We start from the raw sequence: 22,780 nt of genomic DNA, 5'->3' as shown, positions 1-22,780 counted from the left end.
AATAAAATAAGGCTCAAACTAGCAAAAATTTTACCTAGAGTTTCTGCAGTATAATAAATATACTATATTATCCTGAAAAATGCAAGGGCTTCCAAAGTTTTAACTGGATTTTTACTAAATACTTTTGCCACTATTTACCACTAAAAAATCCTAAATTGGCAAGGCCAACTTAGGATTGTTTTGTTTTGAAGTGATAGTAAGCTCCAAGCATACCCGCAGTATTTTGATGACGCGCAAACTCCAATCTTGTTTTTTCCGCTAAACTTGGAACAAGCGCATCTTTCAGAGCTGTACGAATTTTCGGTTTCAAAATCGCTTCCTGCCCCATAATACCACCACCTAGTATAACAACCTCTGGATTGGCAACATAACAGATGTTAGCAAGACCTTTTCCAAGATAGTCTACCATACGGTCAATTCCCTCCATACAGAGTTTATTGCCTTCTGTAGCTTCTTTGAAAATTCTACGACCATTCCAATGGGCTACTTCTTCATCATGAGCCTTAGCTACATACTCAACCAAGGCAGTTGTAGAAGCTAAATCTTGGAAAGCCCCATCTTGCATATGCATATAGCCAACTTCACAGGCAGAATTACTAAATCCATGGAAAATCTGGCCGTCAATGATTAAGCAACCGCCGATACCTGTTCCGATGGTCAAACATAGCGTTATTCCTGCACCTTTTCCAGATCCAGAAACAGCTTCTGCTAGCCCTGCACAGTTGACATCATTTTCAATTTCACAAGGAACTTGGAAACTTTCTTCAATTTCTTTCTTAAATTGAGTCCCTGCATAGTTCGGGATCTGTGGACCAGCATAGAAAATCTCACCCTTATCAGGATCAACCATTCCCGCTGAGGAAATAGCCACACCTGCCACCGGTCCTTTTTCTAGATAGCTAGCGACAATATCTTTTGTTTTCTGTAAGATATGTGGACCGCCCTTATGAGCCTCAGTTGCTACTTCGTGAGACTCTACAAGTTGTCCATCTTGGTCAATCAAACCATATTTGATATTAGTTCCACCAATATCAATTGCAACGTAATTAGTCATAAAGCCTCCTATTGATTAGAGGAAACGCTCCTTAGTTTCACGAATCAATTGAGCAGCTGCTTCTACAACTGGACGATCTTCTTCGGTCACTGGTGTAAGTGGAGAACGAACTGATCCGATATTAAGTCCTTCATTGATTTTCAAGACTTCCTTGATAACGCCGTACATGTTTCCATGTGCAGCAGTCAATTTACCAATGATAGCATTGATTGCATATTGCAATTCACGCGCTGTTTCTAGGTCTTTGTCCGCAATCAATTGGTTGAGTTTCAAGAAGAGTTCTGGCATAGCACCATAAGTACCACCGATACCAGCTTTTGCACCCATGAGACGTCCACCTAGGAATTGTTCATCTGGACCGTTAAAGACGATATGATCATCACCGCCAAGACTAACAAAAGTTTGGATATCTTGAACTGGCATTGAAGAATTTTTAACACCGATAACACGTGGGTTCTTCAACATTTCTGTGTAAAGGCTTGGAGTCAAAGCAACTCCTGCCAATTGAGGAATGTTATAGATAACATAGTCTGTGTTTGGTGCTGCTGCACTGATGTCGTTCCAATATTTTGCAACTGAGTACTCAGGCAAACGGAAGTAAATTGGTGGGATTGTTGCAATAGCATCAACACCCAAGCTTTCTGCATGACGAGCAAGTTCGATACTGTCTTTAGTATTGTTGCAAGCCACGTGAGCAATGATAGTCAACTTGCCTTTAGCAACTGCCATCACTTCTTCCAAGATTAATTTGCGGTCTTCTACGCTTTGGTAGATACATTCACCTGAAGAACCGTTGACATAAAGCCCTTGAACACCTTTATCAATAAAGTATTGCACCAAAGCACGAGTACGTTCTGGGCTTACTTCGCCCGCATCATCATAACATGCGTAGAAGGCAGGAATGACGCCTTCATATTTTTTTAAATCTGACATAGATTTCTCCTAAGATTTCTTATTATCTGCTCTGAGCAGATGATTTTTTACTATTTTAGTATACACCTTGTAAAAAGCGCTTTCAATACATCTCAGCCACTTAGATTTTAATTTCTATTCATCTCCCATAGCTTTTCATGTTTGAAAGTAGTTTCATATCATTTTCAATCTGCTTGATATTTAGCAAACAATTTTTCCATTAATCCAGCCTGGCAAAAGGCAAGAAGGCCAAAGCCAAAGAGTAGAAATGCTGAACCACCAAGTACGAGCGTAAAGCCTGATAGATAGAGAAGCATCATGATTAATAAAATAATCGCAAGCATCAAGAAGAACCACACGAAGTTAAAGCTAACTAAGAGCAAGCCCTTTTGGAGTACTTCTTTCCAAGTCAAGTCATAGCGTGCTGCAATTGGATAGCTAGCCAACATAACCAGAGTTAAAAATATTAGAATTCCTAAGCAAATGGCTTTAATGAGCTGGAAGCCTAGGCCTGTTTGCCCCCAGAATAGAGACAAGTCAACTACACTAATTAGAAAAATTCCTAGTTCCAACAAACCTAACTGGAGGCCTAATTTCAAATTTTGCTTAAAGGCTCTCATATACGTTTTAAAAACAGGAACACGACGACTACTCTTAACTTCGAAGATTGTCTGATAGAGACTAATTTTTGCTACTCCGATTGTCACAATAGGCAAACAAGACACAACAAAAAGTAGGTTGACCGTCACGATATCTAACACTTTCTCACAAAATCGCATCAGAAAGTTATCCGTATCGAATGCTGCTTTTATCAATCCAGATCCTTTATGTGCCATTGTTTGCTCCTCCTAACTGACTAATCGATTAAAATTTTAAATAAGTATTTGCGAACTTTATCTTCCATACCTGCATAACCATTAGGTTGATGAGGTTCACCTGGGAAGAAGATTGCAAAATTGTGATAACCCAACAAAAGTGGGTAGTGTTCGTGACAATGGACAAAGCCAATATCACTGGCTTCATCAAAGGCTACAGCCTCGTCTTTTACACGAGAACCGTAACTAGAATACTCATGTCCTTCAACTAACAAATGCAAATCTGCATAGTTTTTATGATGCTCAAAGCGATCATTTTCATCTTGGTTGAGAACATTTTCCTGTACAACTAGAAAGACTTTATCCCCATCAATCTCGTATTTGCCTAATTCAAAGCTATCCTTACGATGCTCATAGAGATAATCAATAGCCTTATCTAGATTAGGATGAATTCCCTTGTAAAAGCTAATGTTTTTTAAATCATCAAAAATCATAGTAATTTCCTTTACCTGATTGTTACCTTCAGACATACGATGTCTAGCCAGTAAGTTTATAAGTGTCTAACAAAACTTCATGAAGTAAGCAACTCCTCTCCATTTTGTAGACACTTATATATCCTGTATTCTCTTAGTCTATCAACTATACTGCTGCATACTGATAAACAGATTCTACTATATTCAATTTTCGCAGAGGACTATCCTTTGACAGCTCCCATAGTAATCCCTTGAGTAAAGGATTTTTGGAAGACAAGGAAGACTGTTACGATTGGCACAGCTGCAAGGGCAGCACCTGCCATGATCAAACCATAGTTGGTTGCCATCTCGGCCTGCATAGTCGCAACCCCGAGTGAGATGGTCAAGTTTTGACGTGAAGTCAACATTACCAATTGCATGAAGTAGTCATTCCAAGTATTGATGAAAGTGAAGATTGCAAGAGCTGCAAATCCTGGTTTTACAATAGGGAAGGCTACGCTCCAGAAAGTACGAATCTCACCACATCCATCGATTTTAGCAGATTCGAGCAATTCTGTAGGAATGTTTTCACTGAACTGTTTCATAAGGAAGACCCCGAATGGCCATCCGATTAAAGGCAAGATAACTGCCCAAAGAGTGTCATGGATTCCCATGAAGTTGACGATACGTACCAATGGTACAAGGACAACTTGTTTTGGAAGAGCCATGGCAGCGATAAAGATTGCAAAGAGAATGCGTTGTCCATAGAAACGTTTCTTAGCCAATACATAACCTGCTAGTGAAGAGGTTGCACAAACCAAGAACATGGTTACCAAAGAAATGAATACTGAGTTCCACATCCATTGCAAGGCTGGGTTTTGCACCATCAATTGTTGGAAGTTCTCCATTGTTGGAGCTTTAGGGAACCATTGTGGTGGAATCATAATGGTATCTGGTTGTGATTTGAATGCACCTGTCAAGATCCAGTAGAATGGGAAGATAAAGAGTACAGTCAACAAGAGCAAAATGATTGTTGAAATAACAGTAAAGGCTGTTAAAGGTTTCTTTTGTGTAGATTGCATAGCTGTCTCCTTTCCTTAGTATTCTACGTCGTTTCCGAGGATCTTGAATTGAGCGAAGCTGACAAGGGCAATCATAACTGCCAAGAATACACCAATAGTATTGGCATAGCCATATTCAGTCAATTGGAAGGCTTTTTCGTAGAGGTAGTACATAAGTGTACTTGTTGAGTAGTTTGGACCACCAGATGTCAACAACTGAATCAAGGCGAAACATTGGAATGAGTTGATGGTTGTAATGATTGCAATATAAAGAGTTGTTGGAAGAAGGCTTGGCCATTTAATCTTCCAGAATACTTGGAACTCAGTCGCACCGTCAACACGAGCCGCCTCTACAAGTGAGTTATCAATATTACCCATTGCAGCGATGTAGAGAATGATTGGTTGACCAACTGATGTTGTCAAAAGGATAATCATAATCGCCATCAAAGCCCAGTTTTTATCTCCCAACCAAGAAATGTTTTGGCTGATGATGTGGCTTGACTTAAGCACGAAGTTCAAAATACCTGATAGTGGATCGTAGATCCATTTCCATACTACTGTTACGGCAACACTACCTGTTACTACAGGAAGGAAGAAGACGAAACGGTAGAAAGATCTAGCGATGGCATTTTGTTGGTAAGTTTGTGATGCTACAAAGAGCGAGAAGAGTACAACGACTGGTACAGACCCGATAACCAAGATTACGGTATTAATCAAAGATTTTGTAAACACAGGGTCTTTAAACATACGAATGTAGTTGTCCAAGCCCACAAACTCAAAGCTAGTCATCGAATAGTTGAAGAAACTTGTGATGAAGCCCATGATCATTGGAGCTAAAACGAAGACGGTAAAGAAGATTAATACTGGTGCTAGGAATGCGTAGGAAATAATAGTTTCCCGCATGCGAATTTTATTGATTTTCACAGTTGGCACCTCACTTTCACATAGTTTTGTTTTTTTGACTGTTATCTGACCCTGATCTAAAATCAAAATGAAATTTTTCTAAGATTCGTCAATGTAAAAACTTCATTTTAATTTTGACCTGTCAGTTGCTTCTATTTCAAACAAAAGTCCCCCTTTTCATACACAGATATGCTCAGGGAAAAGGGGGGAACTCAGTTTTTATTTAGGGCTTATTATTTAGCTGCTTTTTTGATTGTTTCATTCGCTTTTTCAGTGAATGCTTTCAATGCTGCAGCAGGTTGTTCGTCACCATTTGATACAGCTTGCAACATTGGGAACCAAAGTGTTCTCATTTCAGCAAATCCGTCGATTGTGTTGTAATATGGTGAGTAGTATTGAGTCCAACCACTGATTGTTTCCATACGTTTGTCATCGTAAAGTTTTCCAAATGAAGTACGAACTGGGAATGCTCCTGTACGAACTACGTCTTTAGGACCCCACTCTTTATCATCAGCGATAAATTGGATAAATTTCTTAGCTGCAGCAACTTTCTTTTCATCTTTGTTGTTAAATACTGCAAATCCGTTTACAAGGTATTCAAGAGCTGGTTTGCCAGAATCAGATGGGAATGGAACTTCAACCACTTCAACTTTACTTGCTTCCAAAAGTTTAGCTTGGATACCGTTTTGAGCTGGTGCCCAAAGGATTGTGTAAGAAGTTTGACCGTTTGCAAAGTTTTGGATGTCTGCTCCACCGTCAAATTGTGAACCGTTATTCAACAAACCATCTTTGATCCAGCTAGCTGCTTTTTCAAGACCTTTAACGAATTTAGGATCGTCAGTTGTGTATTTAGTTACTTCTTTATCAGTTACAGAACCGCCGTAAAGGTTAGAGATGAAGGCACGTGTTCCTTGGTCTCCCCCTTGACCAGAACTGAACAATGAACCTGGAGTGTATCCTTTATCTTTAAGTGCTTTCAAGACTTTTTCAAAATCATCAGTTGTCCAACCTTCTTTAACAAGGTTAGCTACACCAGCATCTTCCAACATTTTCTTGTTCATAGCCATGTAGAATGGTGCAGAACTGATTGGATACATGTATGCTTTGTCACCAGCTTTACTTGCTTGTACGATGTTTTCGTTGTTAACATCTTTCACAAATTCATCTGTAAAGAGGTCATTCAACTCAGCCAATTTACCATTTTTACCGTAATTGATGATACGACCTGGTGCATCGAAAAGTACATCTGGAGCTGTACCAGCTTCGATAGCTGTTGTGATTTTTTCTGGTCCAGATTTGAAGTCGATTGTTTCTAATTTAACTTTGATATCTGGATTTGCTTTTTCGAAAGCTTCGATGATAGATTTTTCATAAGTTCCAACACCGTCACCAGATTTTTCTTGAGTAAATACCGGGAATGCCCACCAAGTAATTTCTGTTGTTGCTGCTGCATCGCCTGATTTGGCAGCATCTTTGTTAGCGTCTGATTTGCCACAAGCAGCAAGTGATAGAACCGCAGCACCCGCAAGTACTGTACAAGCTAGTTTTCTAAATTTCATTTGTATTCTCCTAATTGATAAGCGTATCCATATTGGATAATGAGCAATGTCGACTTTGTATACGTTTTCATTTTTTCCTACTAATCAACCACTCTCCTCGTTTTTTATATTGTGTTATTTAAGACCCGCAACAAATCGTTCCGTAATCTCTTTTGGTCTAGTAATAGCGCCACCAACTACGATACCTCGCACTCCGTAACCTAGGATTTGCTTAGCTTGTTCTGGTGTGTGAATTTTTCCTTCAGCGATGACGTCCACCCCTGCATCACAGAGTTTCTTGATGAGTTCAAAGTCTGGGCCATCCACTTTTGGACTGTAAGAAGTGTAACCTGATAAGGTTGTTCCGACAAAGTCAATTCCCGCTTCAACTGCTGTTAGACCTTCCTCAAAGGTACTTGTGTCAGCCATCAAGAGTTGATTTGGATATTTTTCTTTGATCTGACGGATAAATTCTTGGATCTCCAAGCCATCATGACGTTCACGCTTGGTACAGTCAAGAGCAATGACTTCGATGTCAAGAGCCGCTAGTTCATCCACTTCCTTCATTGTAGCAGTAATGAATGGTTCTTGCGGTGGATAGTCCCGCTTGATAATCCCGATAATCGGAAGTTTAGTGACCTCTTTAATTTCCTTGATATCTCGAACACTGTTTGCTCGGATACCGACTGCACCACCTTGTTCAGCTGCTTTCACCAACAAGGGGATAACTCCTCCCGCTTCTGTGTAGAGCGGTTCATGAGGAAGTGCCTGACAAGAAACGATGATTCCATCTTTGATTTGTTCAATCAAGGCTTCTTTACTAATTTGTGGCATCTACTTTCCTCCTTTTCTTTTCCTTTGTGTTTATGTGACTATTATAGCTTATTATTAAAGCGCTTTCAACAACTTGTGCTAGAATAGATTGGAGTTTCAAAACAATTTTATGCAACAGTTTCTTCTGAAAGTAGTTTCAGGGATCTAACATCTATCCCAACACCTCTTAAATCTTAAAACCAGCCCTTTTTTAAAGAAAAAGGCCGTAACTAATTTTCGTTACGACCCTTTCTAACTAATACTCTTCGAAAATCAAATTCAAACCACGTCAGCGTCCCCTTGCCGTACTCAAGTACAACCTGCGGCTAGCTTCCTAGTTTGCTCTTTGATTTTCATTGAGTATAAGATTTAGTTTCACTAAGGAAACCTTCAATTTTAACGATTTGACTAATCTTCTTTTCTCTTCCCCAAAGCAAACATACCAAGGAGCATCCCAACAAGTCCTACAAAAGCAAGGACAGTGGCATCTTCACTTCCTGTCTTAGGAAGAACATCTTGACGAACTGCAGGTGCTTGATAAGTCTTATCTTGTGCCGTAGCCTGAGATACAATAGACTGCTGACCTGTGAACTCTGGGACTTCCTGGACTGCAGATTCTGCAGCATTGACTCCACCTACAAATTCTGGAAATTCTGCTTTTGCTGCTTCTACTGCATTCACACCACCTGTAAATTCTGGTACTTCATACACAGCTGCTTCACTACCATTGACTCCACCTGTAAATTCTAGAGATTCTGCTTTTGCTGCTTCTACTGCATTCACACCACCTGTGAATTCTGGGACTTCATGCACAGCTGCTTCACTACCATTAACTCCGCCTGTGAATTCTGGAAGTTCTGCTATCGGTGCTGCTTCTTCGCCTACTGTACCAATAGGTTCAGTATACTCTGGGAGCTCCGTTACAGCAGCCTCTTCGCCATTCACCCCACCTTCGAATTCTGGTACTTCATGTACAGCTGCTTCGCTTCCATTAACTCCGCCTGTGAATTCTGGAAGTTCTGCTATCGGTGCTGCTTCTTCGCCTACTGTACCAATAGGTTCAGTATACTCTGGGAGCTCCGTTACAGCAGCCTCTTCGCCATTCACCCCACCTTCGAATTCTGGTACTTCATGAACAGCTGCTTCACTACCATTGACTCCACCAGTAAATTCTGGAAGTTCAGCAGTCGCAGCTTCTACACCATTAACTCCACCTGTGAATTCTGGTACTTCGTTAACAGCAGCTTCACTACCGTTGGCAGCTCCAGGAATACCTGCTCCTTCAAGACTCACTGGAAGGTTATGCATACTCTCGATAGCTCCAGAAGCAAGTCCAGTTATCTCCTGACCAAGATCTGACTTGTCTATTGTGAATAGAAGAGTCTTAGTATCGTACTGGGTCATAAAGTTTATTTTTTTACCATTTGCCAACTGAAGTGTTGGGATTTTGTTAACCAAAACTTCTGAATCAAATTCTACTGCAAGAATTCCTGGCCATTTTTCAATAACATTTTTAACTTTGGCTTCTTTAGGAGAAATTCTTTCCTTCGTTAAGAAATCCCAGTTGAATTTCTTGAAGGATAGAGTATAAGGATTGCCACCAGCTTCATGATGTTCATACAAGAGACCAAATTCTTTTGGTCCGATCTGTTGAAGTGAGTTATAGGCATACTCCCCTTCTTGAATCAAATGATGATGCAGCCAAGTCAACTCGCCATCTTCTTCTACGCGAGCCACTCGAATATAACCATTCTTACGACCTGGGCCATTGGCATTTGCTAGAAGGATGTACTCTTTACCATCTTGAACTGTATGTGTCGCCGCCATTTGAACATAAACATCAGGTACATCATAGCGTGCTACATAGTTGTCCCATGTAATACCACCATCATGACTTGTCGCAACCTGCAAATCACCAGTCAAACCACGCATAAAGAGTTTCAACTGACCATTGTTCAGCTGAACAACTGAAGCCTCCGTATTTTGAGCATAGTAATTATTCATGTTGCTTGAATCAACTACTGTGCCATCATAAAGTGTACGGTTGTCATTGACACCGCCACCCATATGCCAAGTCTTACCATGGTCATCTGAGTAGATGATACGAGATGATTGAGAACCATTGAGGTGGTTTGTTCTATTCGTCGTATAGACAGGAACGACAATCCGACCTTTATGAGGTCCATTCTGGAGGGTAATGCCCACTCCAGGTCCCACACCTAAAAATTTCATCCAATCAGCTTTAACCATTGGAGTAATATCTTGTGGTGCAGACCAAGTCTTACCATCATCATCACTGTACGACATCCATAGGTAGCTGTCTTTAGCAACTCTAAATGGAGAAGTTTTATTACTTGTAAAGTAGATATTTCCTAGTAACTGCTCACCCTGATAAAGATCACCTTTATCGCTATAACCAGGCTTGACAGGATTTACAACAACACGGTAATCCGTTGCCTGGCCATCTGGTGTGTAGACAAGGCCATTTTCACGAATTGTATAGGCCCCATTTTCTCCTTCACGGTATAGAATTTGATAAGTTTTTCCATCAATTTCCTTATAGGCAACTTCTCTTTCAGAAGACATTCCGAAGATTCCTTTACCTTCTGGGAACATATCATAGACTGAGAAGATGCGTTTAGTTTCAGTATCTTGAACCAAGACCATGTCGATATTCACTGGTGAACCAATGTTTGGATCCTTGGCTTTTGGATTGTCACGTAGATTCGTAAGAGTGATGCGATCGCCCCATGTTTGGCCCTTGTCTTCACTTCGTTTAACGACCATACCGATATCACCCCAGTCAGAGTGGTGTAAGCGGCGTTCGTCAGCTCCAGCAATCAGAGTTCCCTTGTCAGTCTTAAGGAGGGCTGGAATACGATAGCTATTAATACCATCTGGATTTGACTGCCCATTTTTACCAGCTTCAAAGACATCCTTTTTATCTGTTATCTCAGCTCCTTCTGGAAGCTTTTTCTCTAATTCGGATCTTTCAAATAGGTAGCTACGATTTTGAACTTCTTCTGGACTCAAGGCACGATCATAAACAGTTAGATTACGAACTTGTAAACCTGCCCCCCAAACCATACTTCCTGCACGATTTGTGGTACCAATTTGCATATGATTCACATCAGGCATATCTTTGATAAAGCGTCCTGATTTCTTACTTGTTCGTGACAAAACTCCGTTTACATAGAGACGAACTTGCCCATCTGGAGAATCTGCACTTGGTCTTTCAACTGTAAAGGTTACTGAGTTCCACTGACCTGGTTTGACAGTTAATGGTGCGTCTGTGTATCTATCATAAAATTGGTCGCCGTTTTGATCGCGGCCCTCAATCAAGGCAACGTTGTTGTAAACAGCCATGGTGAAATATTCATTTCGAACCTTATCACTTGAGACTGAGAAAAGGTTGTAAAATGCTGGCGCAGAAGCATCTGGTTTGAACTCCATATGAATGGTCGCGTTTTGAAGTTGTTTCAGTTTGCCTAATTGCTCTGTCAGATCAATTCTATTGCTATTTGCAGCATTAGTCTCTACATCTTCCTTTTCAAGAACAGTATTGACATTTTCCAACTCTCTAGCATAGTAATCACGTGGAAGCGCAGCTGGATCTTTTTCGGTTTCTCTAGTTGCTTCTGCCGTTGTAGTTGTCTCTGTTCCAGTATGTGCTTCTGTAGATGCATGTGTAACTGTATCTACCCCATTAGATTCCGTAACATTCTTTTCAACGATCTCTGCTTTTTCAGGCTGTTCCTTTTCGACACTAAGCTCGGCGGTCTCTTTACTAGTGACCGTTGACTCTTGTGCTAATACTGGCGATGCACCAAAAACAACTGCTCCAATAACGACTGAAGCGGCTCCTACTGTAAATTTGCGAATTCCGTATCGTTGTTTTCTATCCAACTGATTATGCTTCATCTTTCTTCCTTTCATTTTTAAAAATAAAGCGCTTTCTTTTTCGCTTAAAATTTTTAGTCATCTGACTAAATGACAAAAATTACTTTTTCACGAATGGTTACACTCGCTCTTTCAAATTTTCTCTCACTTAACGACCCATCGTTAACTAGAGTCTCCTACTCCTTTCAAATTTTATCTTATTCTCATTATATAATAAATCCTCCCCTTTTAAGAGAGATTGAGATAGAACAGATTATACTTTCAGTTTTTAAAACATAAACTCAGACATTTGAAACTACTTTCGGGTGCTTTGGATTTTTCTAACATAAAATTGCTTCATTCGGTTGAATCGTTTTTTTAATGAACTTTATCTCAAACTTATACTCAATGAAAATCAAAGAGCAAACTAGGAAGCTAGCCGCAGGTTGCTCAAAACACAGTTTTGAGGTTGTGGATAGAACTGACGAAGTCAGTAACACATATACGGTAAGGCGAAGCTGACGTGGTTTGAAGAGATTTTCGAAGAGTATTAACTATTTGACTCCTGATTTATCTAGATCAAAAAGGCCGTAACTAGTTCTAGTCACGACCCTTTCTAATATAAGATCAAATTTCTCTATGAATTTCGTTGATTTTAACTATTTCATTGATCTTCTTTTTTCTTGCCCATAGCAAACATACCTAGGAGCATTCCTACAAGTCCTAGAGAGGCAAGAGGAGCAAGATCTTCACTTCCTGTTTCAGGAAGAAGTTGCTGACGAGCAGCAGGGGCTTGATAAGTTTTATCTTGTGCCATAGCTTGAACCACAATTGACTGTTCTCCCTTATACTCTGAGACCTCATGGATAGCAGCTTCTAGCCCATTAACACCACCTGTGTACTCTGGAACTTCTAACTTAGCAGATTCCACTCCATTGACACCACCTGTGTACTCTGGAACTTCTAACTTAGCAGATTCTACTCCATTTACACCACCTGTATACTCTGGAACTTCTAACTTAGCAGATTCTACTCCATTTACACCACTTGTATACTCTGGTGCTTCTAACTTAGCAGATTCTACTGCATTGACGCCACCTGTGTACTCTGGAACTTCTAACTTAGCAGCCTCTACTCCATTGACGCCACCTGTGTACTCTGGAACTTCTAACTTAGCAGATTCTACTCCATTTACACCACTTGTATATTCTGGCACCTCTAACTTAGCGGATTCCACTGCATTGACACCACCTGTGTATTCTGGAGAATCTAACTTAGCGGATTCCACTGCATTGACACCACCTGTGTATTCTGGAGCTTCTAACTTAGCGGATTCTACTGCATTCACACCGCCTGTATATTCTGGCACCTCTAGCTTAGCGGACTCTACTCCATTCACACCGCCTTCGAACTCTGGACTCTCTGACTTAGCTCCTTCTTCGCCATTGACACCACCTTCAAAGGTTGAAGTGTCTGACTTAGCGGACTCTACTCCATTCACACCGCCTTCGAACTCTGGACTCTCTGACTTAGCTCCTTCTTCGCCATTGACACCACCTTCAAAGGTTGAAGTGTCTGACTTAGCGGACTCTACTCCATTCACACCGCCTTCGAACTCTGAACTCTCTGCCTTAGCTCCTTCTTCGCCATTGACACCGCCTTCGAAGTCTGAAGCGTCTGACTTGGCTGCTTCTACTGCATTGACTCCGCCTTCGAACTCTGAAGTGTCTGACTTGGCTGCTTCTACTGCATTCACACCGCCTTCGAACTCTGGACTTTCTGCCTTAGCTCCTTCCTCACCATTGACACCGCCTTCGAAGTCTGAAGTGTCTGACTTAGCTGCTTCTACTGTATTCACACCGCCTTCGAAGTCTGAAATTTCATGAACCGCAGCTTCCCCTTTTGAAGTTTGCACTGGAATATATTCTGGAACTTCATGGACCGCGGCTTCTTCGCCGTTCACACCACCTTCAAAAGCTGGCACATCATGAACGGCTGCTTCGGCACCATTGACTCCACCTGCAAATTCCGGAACTTCGTTAATAGTTCCTGGTGGATTTTCTTCAACCTCTATTTCTGGAATTTCATGAACGGCTGCTTCCTCGCTGTTCACACCACCCTCGAAGTCTGAGACTTCATTGACTGCTGCTTCAGCACCATTCACACCGCCTTCAAATTCTGGGACTTCGTGAATAGTTCCTGGTGGATTTTCTTCAACCTCTATTTCTGGAACTTCATGAACAGCTGCTTCTTCGCCGTTCACACCACCTTCAAAGGCTGGCACGTCATGAACGGCTGCTTCCTCACCGTTGACGCCACCATCAAAGGCTGGATCCTCATGAACTGTACCTTCACCATTGACTGCACCTGTAAATTCTGGGACTTCATGAATTTCTGCCTTTGCAGCATTTTTCCCACCAGGGACTCCTGCACCTTCGAGACTTACAGGCAAATTATGCATGCTCTCAATTGCACCATCAATGATTTCTGTAATTTCTTGACCAATATCTTCCTTGCTAGCTGCAAATAACAAGGTTTTTGAATCATACTGCGTCAAGAAGGTAGCAAAATTCCCATTTGCCAGTTTAAGAACTGGTGGTTGATTCACCAATACTTCTGAATCAAATTCTAAAGCGATGACATTTTTGCTCATCTCCACAGCATTTTTCACAGTTGCTTTTGTTGGAGAAATTCTATCCTTACTTAAGAAATCCCAGTTGAATTTTTTATAAGACAAGGTGTATTCATTTTGAGTGGCAGTTGCATGCTCATAAAGCAAACCAAATTCACCATTTCCAAGATCTTGCAAGGAGTTATAAGCAAATTTACCGCTTTGAATTGGATTGTGCTTGAGCCAAGTCAAATCTCCGTTAGCTTCCACTTGTGCCAAGTGTACCAAACCATTGTAACGTCCTGGACCACCTGCATTACTGAGGATGATATATTCCTTACCATCGTGCACCGTATGAATGGCAGACATTTGAACATAGACATCTTTGACATCTGAATAGCGTTTTACATCTTTTTCCCAAGTTGCTCCACCGTCTTTACTCGTTGCAACTTGCAAATCCCCTGTCAATCCACGCATGAAGAGTTTGAGATCCCCATTATTCAACTGAACAACAGTTGACTCAGTATTTTGAGCACCTGGATTATTCATAGTTGAAGAATGAATTGTTTGGTTACCTACTGGACGGTTATCATTGACCGCTTCACCAGCGTGCCAAGTTTCACCATGATCATCTGAATAAATAACGCGTGAAGACTGGGATCCACTGAGGTAGGATACGTTATTTGTAGTGTAGGCAGGGATAACCAGACGCCCTTTATGAGGTCCTGAATGTAAGGCAATACCTGTACCAGGTCCAGTACCTAAGAAGTGCATCCAGTCCTTACGAATGCCGTATGTAATATCTTTAGGTGCAGACCAAGTTTTTCCATCGTCATCGCTATAAGACATCCAGAGATAGTTAGTGTTTGAAACTCTAAAGATATTCTTGTCGCTATAATCGAAGTAGACATTACCAATCAGTTCTTCACCCTTGTATAGATCACCCTTATCACTATAGGCTGGTTTCTTAGGATCAACTACAACACGGTATTCTGTCTTTCTATTTTCAGGGTCAAAAACTTCGCCATTTTCACGAATGGTATAACGTCCTGCATCACCTTGTTTGTACAAGACTTGGTATACCTTGTCACCAATTTTCTCATAGGCTTGTGGCGCTTTTCCTGGCAAATCTCTAACAGCTTCGCCTTCTACGAACATATCATAAATGGCAAAGATTCTCTTAGTTTTCGGATCTTGAACTAGAGCCATGTCAATGTTGACTGGTGATCCTGCATGAGCTCTCTTAGCCTTCTCATTGTCACGAGGATTTGAGATGACGATTCTATCTCCCCAAGTTTTACCCTTATCATCACTACGACGAATGACCATACCGATATCACCCCAGTCAGAGTGATGCAAACGTCTCTCGTCTGCTCCAGCAATCAAGGTTCCCTTATCAGTTTTCAGCAGAGCTGGAATGCGGTAGCTTGCGATACCATCTTTATTTGGTTTGCGGTTCTCACCACCTTCAAAAACATCCAGTTTATCAGTAACTTTTGCTCCTTCAGGAAGTTTCTTCTCCAACTCTCCTCTTTCAAAAAGTTGGCTACGTTTTTTAACTTCTTCTTGAGAAAGAGCACGGTCATAAACAGTCAGATTACGGACTTTAAGATTAGCGCCCCAGAAGTTTTTGCCTGTGCGTTTTGTTGTACCGATTTGTACATGGTTGACATCTGGCATATCTTGAATGAAGCGACCAGACTGAGGACTTGTACGCGACAAGACACCATTCACATAGACACGAACTTGACCTTTTGGTTGGTCAGCATTTGGTCTTTCAACTGTAAAGGTTACAGAGTTCCACTCACCTGGCTTAATCTTCAAAGGAGCAGTTTTATAATCACCATAGAATTGATTTCCATTTGCATCACGACCTTCAACGATAGCTGTGTTATCAAGGATGGCCATGGTGAAATACTCATTTACTTTGGTATCACTAGAGACTGAGAAAAGGTTGTAAAAACGTGGAGCAGATGCATCTGGCTTAAACTCCATATGAATGGTCGCATTTTGAAGTTTTTTAAGCTTGTCAAGTTCCTCTTTCATGTCAATTCTTTGACCATTTGAAGGATTGGTTTCCACATCCTCTTTTTCAATAACAGTATTGGCATTTTCCAACTCTCTGGCATAAAAGTCACGGGGAATATTTCCAACTTCCTCGTCTTCACTCTCTGTAGCTGGAGTTTCGTTTGATGCTTCTGTTTCTGTTGGTTTTTCAGACCCTGGGTTTGCTTGCAACTCTTCACGGCTCACTTCTGTTCCACTATTATTTACTGTGGTTACTTGGCCTGCAAGCTCCTTATCGAGATTCGTCAGACTTCCTGTCTCTACTTCCTTAGGCAATTCTGGCAAAGATTGCCCCGCTGTTTCACCATTCGCTGATGGTAGCTCTTGAGCCAAAGCAGGGGCAGCACCAAAAACAATGGCTCCAATCACTACTGAAGCTGCTCCAACTGCAAATTTCCGAATTCCATATCTCTGTTTTCTATCAAAATCTCTCTGATTCATGTTTTCCCTTCCGTTATTTTAAAAAATAAAGCGCTTTCTTTTTTGCTTAAAATTTTTAGCCTTTCAGACTAGCTGCAAATAAGAAACTGTATTATTGAATGGAATTGCCATTCTTTGTAAATGAAATGCTGTTGCTCTTTTATAAATTCCAAGTTAAAAGATTCGCAACTAGCTATACTCCTTTCACTTTTTATCTTAACCATATTATATAATAAATATTCTAAATTTTAGACTTTATAATCCATAATAGATTCTACTTTCAAAGATATTTAGAAGTTTCAAACTACCTGAAACTACTTTCTCATTATCTGAGTCACATAAAGAAAAGACTGTAGTTCATTCGAAACTACAGAGCTTTTTTTCAATTTTTAGTGACCAAGATAGGTAAAGGGGATCTCACTACCACACAACCAGTTGTAAACTTGATCATTGACATGAACATTCATGGCTTCGTGAGCATATTCAGGCATGATACGATAACTCTTTTCACAAGTCAAACGGTTGTAAATAGCAAACTGAGTGATTGGATAGCAGACATCGTCATCAAGTCCAGTAATCATCCGAACTTCCCCCTTAATACGATGGGCAAGATTTTTTACATCGATATAGCTAAGTGTTTCCATAATCTGCTCTTCTGTCTCATGGAATGGATCATGGAACTTAAAGTAACGAAAAAGCTCATCATAGGCTTCGCTGGTATTTCCAATCTCTAGCACTCGTCTAAAGTCTGATAAGAATGGATAAATAGCTACGGTTCGCTTAATCCGTGGATTTAACCCCGCAGCCACTAGAGCCAGCGCTCCTCCTTGAGAAGCTCCATAGCTTGCTAATTGGCCTTCATCCACTTGTGGGAAGCTAGCTACAATCTCAACTAATTGATAAATATCAAGATAAACATCCTTATAGAAGAGTTGCTCTTTTCCTTCTACTGCACCACGAATGATTTGGCCCTTAACAGTATTTCCGAGTGGCGAGCGCAAGCCATCTTGTGAGTAACCAGACTGACCACGGACATCCATAGATACAACGCCATAACCAGCGACTGTAAAGGCCAACATATCTGCCCAATCCCAGCAACGTCCCATATAGCCATGGAAGTGAAAAATAACTGGTACTTTATGTTCAGATTTTGGTAAGACCACACGCGCATAAACAAGACCTTCCCGAGTGCCCTTAAAAGTTAGCTCATAACACTTCACATTTGGAATATGAAAATCACGTTCTTCTAGTTGGTAATCTGGCAAGACCGAAACCTTCTCTATTTCCCCATCCCAAAAATCGTCAAAGTCTTGCGGAACTTCATCTCGACCTCTGTAAGTTTTCATTTCTTCTATTAGTGCTGAATTTCTCATAAAACCCTCCTTAATTTTGTAAACGTTACCATAACTCTAGCACATAAAGGAAGGCAATGCAAGACTGATATTTTAAATAGAAAGTGATTTTAATTTTGAAGATTCATAAAAGCTTATCTGAAAGTAGTTTTATCCATTCCATTCTGTATAAATTCAATACACTTTCAAAGAATAACAGCTTCTTTTCTCTCTCCTCCAAGAGTCATTGAAGACTAGGCTTATACTCAAATCCAAACTAGGTCAGCTTTATCTGCAACCTCAAAGCCGTGCTTTGAGCAACCTACGGCTAGCTTCCTAGTTTGCTCTTTGATTTTCATTGAGTATTAGCATGTTTTCGGGTATATAGTTGTCTATCTTTAAACTAATGTTCTTTTACAAAAATAAAAAAGTTTCATAACCTTAATAGAATTATTCTACCAAGATTACAAAACTCTTTCTTATTTCAAATCTTTTTTATAGCGTTCCAACTCAGCTTGGTTTGCCCAAACATAGTGACCTGGACGAATTTCTACCATAGAAGGTTTATCAGTTTCATAGTCATGTTGATCTGGATCATAGACTTTCAAAACTTTTTTACGTTCCAAGATTGGGTCTGGAATAGGAACAGCTGATAGAAGTGCTTGCGTGTATGGATGAACTGGATTGTTAAACAATTCTTCAGTCTCAGCCACTTCAACAATGACACCCTTATAAATTACCGCGATACGATCAGAGATGAAACGAACTACTGACAAATCGTGGGCGATAAAGAGATAAGTCAAGCCTAATTCCTTTTGGAATTTCTTGAGCAAGTTCAAAACTTGGGCACGTACTGAAACGTCCAAGGCTGAAATCGGCTCATCCGCAATAACGAAGTCAGGTTGCATAACCAAGGCACGGGCAATCCCGATACGTTGACGTTGTCCACCTGAAAACTCATGTGGGTAACGTGTCAAATGTTCAGCCAAAAGTCCCACTTCACGAATAATATTTTGAACTTTTTCTTTTCTTTCTTCTTCATCTTTAAATAAATGGTGGTTATAAAGACCTTCAGAAATGATATAGTCAACCGTTGCACGTTCATTCAAACTTGCAGCAGGGTCCTGGAAAATCATTTGGATACGACGGATTAATTCCGAAGCTTGTTCACGTGATTTTTTACCATTAATTTTTTGACCTTCAAAGATGATATCACCTTTGCTGGTATCATTAAGACCGATAATAGCACGACCAATTGTTGTCTTACCACTACCAGACTCTCCAACAAGTGAGAAAGTTTCTCCTTTGTTGATAAAGAAGTTCGCATTTTTAACAGCGACAAACTTTTTGCTTCCTTCACCGAAGGAAATTTCTAAGTCTTTAATTTCTACTAATTTTTCAGACATTTCCTTCCTCCTAGTCCACAAGATGTGTAAAGCCCATCTTTTCACGAATCTTGTCGTGTAAATCTGCAATCACCGATGGTTTTTCAACTTTTGGAGCTTGTTCATGAAGCAACCATGTCTTAGCCCAATGAGTATCAGATACTGCAAACTGAGGTGCTTTTTCCTCGAAGTCAATCTTCATAGCATAATCTGAACGAAGAGCAAAAGCATCTCCCTTCAATTCAGTATAAAGCGATGGAGGTGTTCCAGGGATTGAGTACAATTCACCTTTGTCATCCGCAAGTTGAGGCAAGCTTGACAAGAGGCTCCATGTATATGGATGACGTGGGTCGTAGAAGATTTCTTCAACAGTACCATACTCGACGATTTCACCAGCATACATAACTGCAACTTTATCAGCGATACTTGCTACGACACCTAGGTCATGGGTGATAAAGATTGTTGTAAAGTGGTATTCGTGTTGAAGTGACTTCAACAAATCAATAATCTGTGCTTGGATGGTCACGTCAAGAGCTGTTGTCGGCTCATCACAGATAAGAATGTCTGGACGACAAGCAAGAGCAATCGCGATAACGATACGTTGACGCATTCCCCCAGAATATTGGAAAGGATACTCGTCAAAACGTTTCTCAGAATCTGGAATACCAACTTTATTCATATAGTCGATAGCCAATTCTTTAGCTTCTTGCGCAGTCTTGCCTTGGTGTTTAACAATAACTTCTGTGATTTGACTTCCGATTGTCTTGATTGGGTCTAGACTGGTCATTGGATCTTGGAAGATAGTTGCAATCTTCGCACCACGAATACTTTCCCAATCTTTATGAGAAGATAAAGCTGTCAAATCTTGCCCACGGTAATTAATACTACCTTGTGCAATACGACCATTTTCTTCCAACATTCCTGTGAATGTTTTTGTCAAAACTGATTTACCTGAACCTGACTCTCCAACTAAAGCGAGAACCTCTCCCTCGATCAGATCAATGGAGACACCTCGAATAGCTGTCAAAATCTTGTCACGAACATCAAATTCCACGACAATATCTTGAGCAGTCAAAATTACATTTTTTTCTTTTGTCATTTCTACTCCTATCTATGTGTACGTGGATCACTAGCATCCGCTAGGTTTTGACCTACTACGAAAAGGGACAAGGATACCAAGACCAAAGTTGTCAATGGAATCCAGAAGAGGTATGCATTGGTTGTTACGTTCTGAGAATAATCTGAAATCAAACGTCCCAAACTTGGTACTGTGATTGGCAAGCCAAGTCCAAAGAATGATAGGAAAGCTTCATATGAGATAAAAGATGGAAGCATTTGCGACGTACTCGTAACAATAACAGATACCAATTGGGGCATAATGTTTTTCATAATAATTTTGTAACTTGGTGTTCCCAAGGTACGTGAAGCAAGGTTGTACTCTAAATCACGGTAACGTAACATTTGGATACGAATTGAATGGGCAACACTAATCCAAGTGGTTACACTCATGGCAAAGATCAAATTCCAGAAACCTGCACCGATAGAGTAAGTCAAAACAATAACGATCAAAAGTGATGGAATATTGTTGATAACGTTGTAGACTTCCATCATGATACGGTCAACTGATTTTGAGATCCCCCAAATTCCACCAATAACAACACCGATAAAAAGGTTGACAAAGGTCGCAATGACAGAAATCAAGATAGAGTTACGAGCTCCAAACCAGACACCGTCAAAGAGAGATTTACCATTACTATCTGTACCAAACCAATGCTCAGCATTTGGCTTAATGTAACGAGCGCTAAAATCATTTACCTTACTTACATCATTGAAGTCAAAATCAGAGAACATTGGGTAAATGAAACTCATCAAAACAATTGCAATCAAGATACCTAGCATGATTACTGTTGATTTCTTCTTCAAAAACTGTCTAAAGACAGAACCCCAGTATGAGTAGGCAGGAGCATCAATTGCTTCAGAGGCATAATCATCACGTTTTACAAACTGAAATTTTTCATTACTAATTGTAGACATTATTTGCCTCCTTTCTCTGTCAATTTAATACGTGGGTCAATAATGGTCATCCAAATATCTCCAATAAGGTTTGAGAAGATTGAAACACAAGTGAAGATAAAGACGAGACCAACTACCATATTATTGTTTGAAGCCTTTACAGAGTCGATCAACATTTTACCCATACCTGGGAAGGCGAAGACTGTTTCAGTAAGAGTTGCTCCACCAATAACACCAATGATAGAACCTGGGATACCAGAAACGAGTGGTACCATAGCATTTTTAAAGATGTGCTTATCAGAAATCTCTTTCTCAGACAAACCTTTAGCACGAGCAAAACGAACGAAATCTTGTGATTGCAAGTCAATCATATAACGGCGAATCCAAATTGCCATAGTAGGTGCTCCTAGCAAGCCTAGAATCACTGCTGGAAGGACATAAGAACGCCAATCACCAGCACCCAAGATTGGGAATGAGTCTGGGAAGCCGATTGAAGAACCAATCAAACGAATAATATAGACTAGGGCAATCGTTGGAAGAGCCAACAAGAACGTTAGAGTCCCTGTAGCGAAACTATCGATCCAAGTGTTTTTGAAACGAGCCATTGCTGAACCAAGAGGAATCGCAATCGCATATGAAATCGCAAGACCAATCAAACCAGTGATAGCAGAACTTGCAATCATAGATGGGTACTGATAGTTGCTTTCAGTAGCTGTATATGGATCATCTTTACCGTAGTTCGCTACTTCACGAGCATCAGCTTGACTCGGAGATTTATAAGTTCTTGAGTAAATGTTAACTGATGATGTTTTCTTACCAGTTGGGAATTGAACTTCAGAAGTCTTCGTTTGTCCTTGTCCTTGTGTAATAACTTGAAGAACAGGAGTATTGGCATAAGTTGGATAAGAATCTCCTAGATTCAAGTTGACAAAGTTTTGGTGAACAAATGGGAACTGACTATTGAAGTATAAGAGGTATTTGTGTTTAGTACCTGAACCCACAAGAGACCAACCGATAGCAGGGTCATTCTCAAAGCGCAAATAACGCTCTAAGTTAGGATTCTCAGGGTCTTGGATCTTGTTTGTATGGTCAATATCAAGCAAGTTTGCATAGAATTTGAACACACGCTCAAAAATAGGAATTTCACGTGTAGCGTAGAATTGTCCACTCTCTGTAAACTCACCTAGAGTCCAACCATTCCCAAGTTGTTGGATATATTTTTCATAGATTGCTTTATTTGTATCATTTGCATCTACTGTAACAGAAGAGTCAATGCTACTAGCTTTTTCCTGCAACTCTTTCGTATCGTAATATTCGATATAACCCATACGCTCAAAGACAGTATTTTCATAGTTATCTCGTTTATCAGCCGTTGTCGCAATTTTATTGTAGTTAGTATCTTGTTTGAAGATCAACTTCCGTGGAACCATCGTATAGATGATTGTGTAAATCAAGGTCGTTACTAAGAAAATAGAAACCAACGACCGCAAGATACGCATAAAAACATATTTTTTCATATTATTTCC

General features: G+C 40.3%; 15 protein-coding genes. All 15 read right to left on the bottom strand.

From position 1 onward, the window contains the following. Positions 1-169: 169 nt before the first annotated feature. The gene (locus QEZ38_RS05240) at positions 170-1,054 is read right to left on the bottom strand and encodes an ROK family protein (RefSeq protein WP_075228292.1); all 885 of its coding nucleotides are present in this window, start codon (positions 1,052-1,054) and stop codon (positions 170-172) included. 15 nt (positions 1,055-1,069) lie between these two features. Beyond that, on the bottom strand, positions 1,070-1,987 hold the full coding sequence (locus tag QEZ38_RS05235) for a dihydrodipicolinate synthase family protein (RefSeq protein ID WP_016466210.1): 918 nt from the start codon (positions 1,985-1,987) through the stop codon (positions 1,070-1,072). A gap of 164 nt (positions 1,988-2,151) precedes the next feature. Beyond that, a complete protein-coding gene (locus tag QEZ38_RS05230; RefSeq protein ID WP_281335232.1) occupies positions 2,152-2,802 on the bottom strand; it encodes a DUF624 domain-containing protein in 651 nt (216 codons plus the stop codon). Positions 2,803-2,822: 20 nt separating this feature from the next. Then, the gene (locus QEZ38_RS05225) at positions 2,823-3,275 is read right to left on the bottom strand and encodes a NanQ anomerase/TabA/YiaL family protein (RefSeq protein WP_049548140.1); all 453 of its coding nucleotides are present in this window, start codon (positions 3,273-3,275) and stop codon (positions 2,823-2,825) included. A gap of 200 nt (positions 3,276-3,475) precedes the next feature. Continuing rightward, entirely contained in the window at positions 3,476-4,315 is an 840-nt protein-coding gene (locus QEZ38_RS05220) for a carbohydrate ABC transporter permease (RefSeq protein ID WP_045613500.1), read from the bottom strand. A gap of 15 nt (positions 4,316-4,330) precedes the next feature. Continuing rightward, the gene (locus QEZ38_RS05215) at positions 4,331-5,197 is read right to left on the bottom strand and encodes a carbohydrate ABC transporter permease (protein WP_075227343.1); all 867 of its coding nucleotides are present in this window, start codon (positions 5,195-5,197) and stop codon (positions 4,331-4,333) included. Positions 5,198-5,430: 233 nt separating this feature from the next. Then, positions 5,431-6,756 carry an ABC transporter substrate-binding protein gene (locus QEZ38_RS05210; protein ID WP_153225117.1) on the bottom strand — a complete coding sequence of 442 codons (1,326 nt, stop codon included), beginning with the start codon at positions 6,754-6,756 and terminating at the stop codon, positions 5,431-5,433. A gap of 114 nt (positions 6,757-6,870) precedes the next feature. Beyond that, a complete protein-coding gene (locus tag QEZ38_RS05205) occupies positions 6,871-7,569 on the bottom strand; it encodes an N-acetylmannosamine-6-phosphate 2-epimerase (RefSeq protein ID WP_001135642.1) in 699 nt (232 codons plus the stop codon). A gap of 387 nt (positions 7,570-7,956) precedes the next feature. Continuing rightward, a complete protein-coding gene (locus QEZ38_RS05200; protein WP_281335231.1) occupies positions 7,957-11,469 on the bottom strand; it encodes an SIALI-17 repeat-containing surface protein in 3,513 nt (1,170 codons plus the stop codon). Between the two features lie 622 nt (positions 11,470-12,091). Further along, positions 12,092-16,546, bottom strand: coding sequence for an SIALI-17 repeat-containing surface protein (locus QEZ38_RS05195; RefSeq protein ID WP_342760439.1), 4,455 nt, complete (start codon positions 16,544-16,546; stop codon positions 12,092-12,094). Positions 16,547-16,914: 368 nt separating this feature from the next. After that, a complete protein-coding gene (locus tag QEZ38_RS05190; RefSeq protein WP_281335230.1) occupies positions 16,915-17,898 on the bottom strand; it encodes an acetylxylan esterase in 984 nt (327 codons plus the stop codon). 437 nt (positions 17,899-18,335) lie between these two features. Further along, positions 18,336-19,262 (bottom strand): ATP-binding cassette domain-containing protein, encoded by a 927-nt coding sequence (locus QEZ38_RS05185; protein ID WP_001291283.1) that lies wholly within the window; start codon positions 19,260-19,262, stop codon positions 18,336-18,338. Between the two features lie 10 nt (positions 19,263-19,272). Then, positions 19,273-20,340, bottom strand: coding sequence for an ABC transporter ATP-binding protein (locus QEZ38_RS05180; protein WP_281335229.1), 1,068 nt, complete (start codon positions 20,338-20,340; stop codon positions 19,273-19,275). A gap of 8 nt (positions 20,341-20,348) precedes the next feature. Then, complete coding sequence (gene oppC, locus QEZ38_RS05175) at positions 20,349-21,275, bottom strand: oligopeptide ABC transporter permease OppC (protein ID WP_248035153.1); 927 nt, start codon at positions 21,273-21,275, stop codon at positions 20,349-20,351. Further along, a complete protein-coding gene (locus tag QEZ38_RS05170) occupies positions 21,275-22,771 on the bottom strand; it encodes an ABC transporter permease (protein ID WP_049502738.1) in 1,497 nt (498 codons plus the stop codon). The genes oppC and QEZ38_RS05170 overlap by 1 nt, the downstream gene beginning before the upstream one ends. Positions 22,772-22,780 lie beyond the last annotated feature (9 nt).

The organism is Streptococcus taonis (assembly GCF_029948085.1).
GTDB lineage: Bacteria > Bacillota > Bacilli > Lactobacillales > Streptococcaceae > Streptococcus > Streptococcus taonis.
Note: the sequence above shows the minus strand (reverse complement) of the source record. Positions and strands in the feature narration are given on the sequence as shown.

What these genes read in the sequence shown, in the direction of transcription:
- QEZ38_RS05230 (WP_281335232.1), bottom strand. Translation starts at nt 2,802, where the DNA reads ATGGCACATAAAGGATCTGGATTGATAAAAGCAGCATTCGATACGGAT.
- QEZ38_RS05185 (WP_001291283.1), bottom strand. Translation starts at nt 19,262, where the DNA reads ATGTCTGAAAAATTAGTAGAAATTAAAGACTTAGAAATTTCCTTCGGT.
- oppC (WP_248035153.1), bottom strand. Translation starts at nt 21,275, where the DNA reads ATGTCTACAATTAGTAATGAAAAATTTCAGTTTGTAAAACGTGATGAT.
- QEZ38_RS05205 (WP_001135642.1), bottom strand. Translation starts at nt 7,569, where the DNA reads ATGCCACAAATTAGTAAAGAAGCCTTGATTGAACAAATCAAAGATGGA.
- QEZ38_RS05220 (WP_045613500.1), bottom strand. Translation starts at nt 4,315, where the DNA reads ATGCAATCTACACAAAAGAAACCTTTAACAGCCTTTACTGTTATTTCA.
- QEZ38_RS05225 (WP_049548140.1), bottom strand. Translation starts at nt 3,275, where the DNA reads ATGATTTTTGATGATTTAAAAAACATTAGCTTTTACAAGGGAATTCAT.
- QEZ38_RS05210 (WP_153225117.1), bottom strand. Translation starts at nt 6,756, where the DNA reads ATGAAATTTAGAAAACTAGCTTGTACAGTACTTGCGGGTGCTGCGGTT.
- QEZ38_RS05170 (WP_049502738.1), bottom strand. Translation starts at nt 22,771, where the DNA reads ATGAAAAAATATGTTTTTATGCGTATCTTGCGGTCGTTGGTTTCTATT.
- QEZ38_RS05200 (WP_281335231.1), bottom strand. Translation starts at nt 11,469, where the DNA reads ATGAAGCATAATCAGTTGGATAGAAAACAACGATACGGAATTCGCAAA.
- QEZ38_RS05215 (WP_075227343.1), bottom strand. Translation starts at nt 5,197, where the DNA reads ATGCGGGAAACTATTATTTCCTACGCATTCCTAGCACCAGTATTAATC.
- QEZ38_RS05190 (WP_281335230.1), bottom strand. Translation starts at nt 17,898, where the DNA reads ATGAGAAATTCAGCACTAATAGAAGAAATGAAAACTTACAGAGGTCGA.
- QEZ38_RS05240 (WP_075228292.1), bottom strand. Translation starts at nt 1,054, where the DNA reads ATGACTAATTACGTTGCAATTGATATTGGTGGAACTAATATCAAATAT.
- QEZ38_RS05235 (WP_016466210.1), bottom strand. Translation starts at nt 1,987, where the DNA reads ATGTCAGATTTAAAAAAATATGAAGGCGTCATTCCTGCCTTCTACGCA.
- QEZ38_RS05180 (WP_281335229.1), bottom strand. Translation starts at nt 20,340, where the DNA reads ATGACAAAAGAAAAAAATGTAATTTTGACTGCTCAAGATATTGTCGTG.
- QEZ38_RS05195 (WP_342760439.1), bottom strand. Translation starts at nt 16,546, where the DNA reads ATGAATCAGAGAGATTTTGATAGAAAACAGAGATATGGAATTCGGAAA.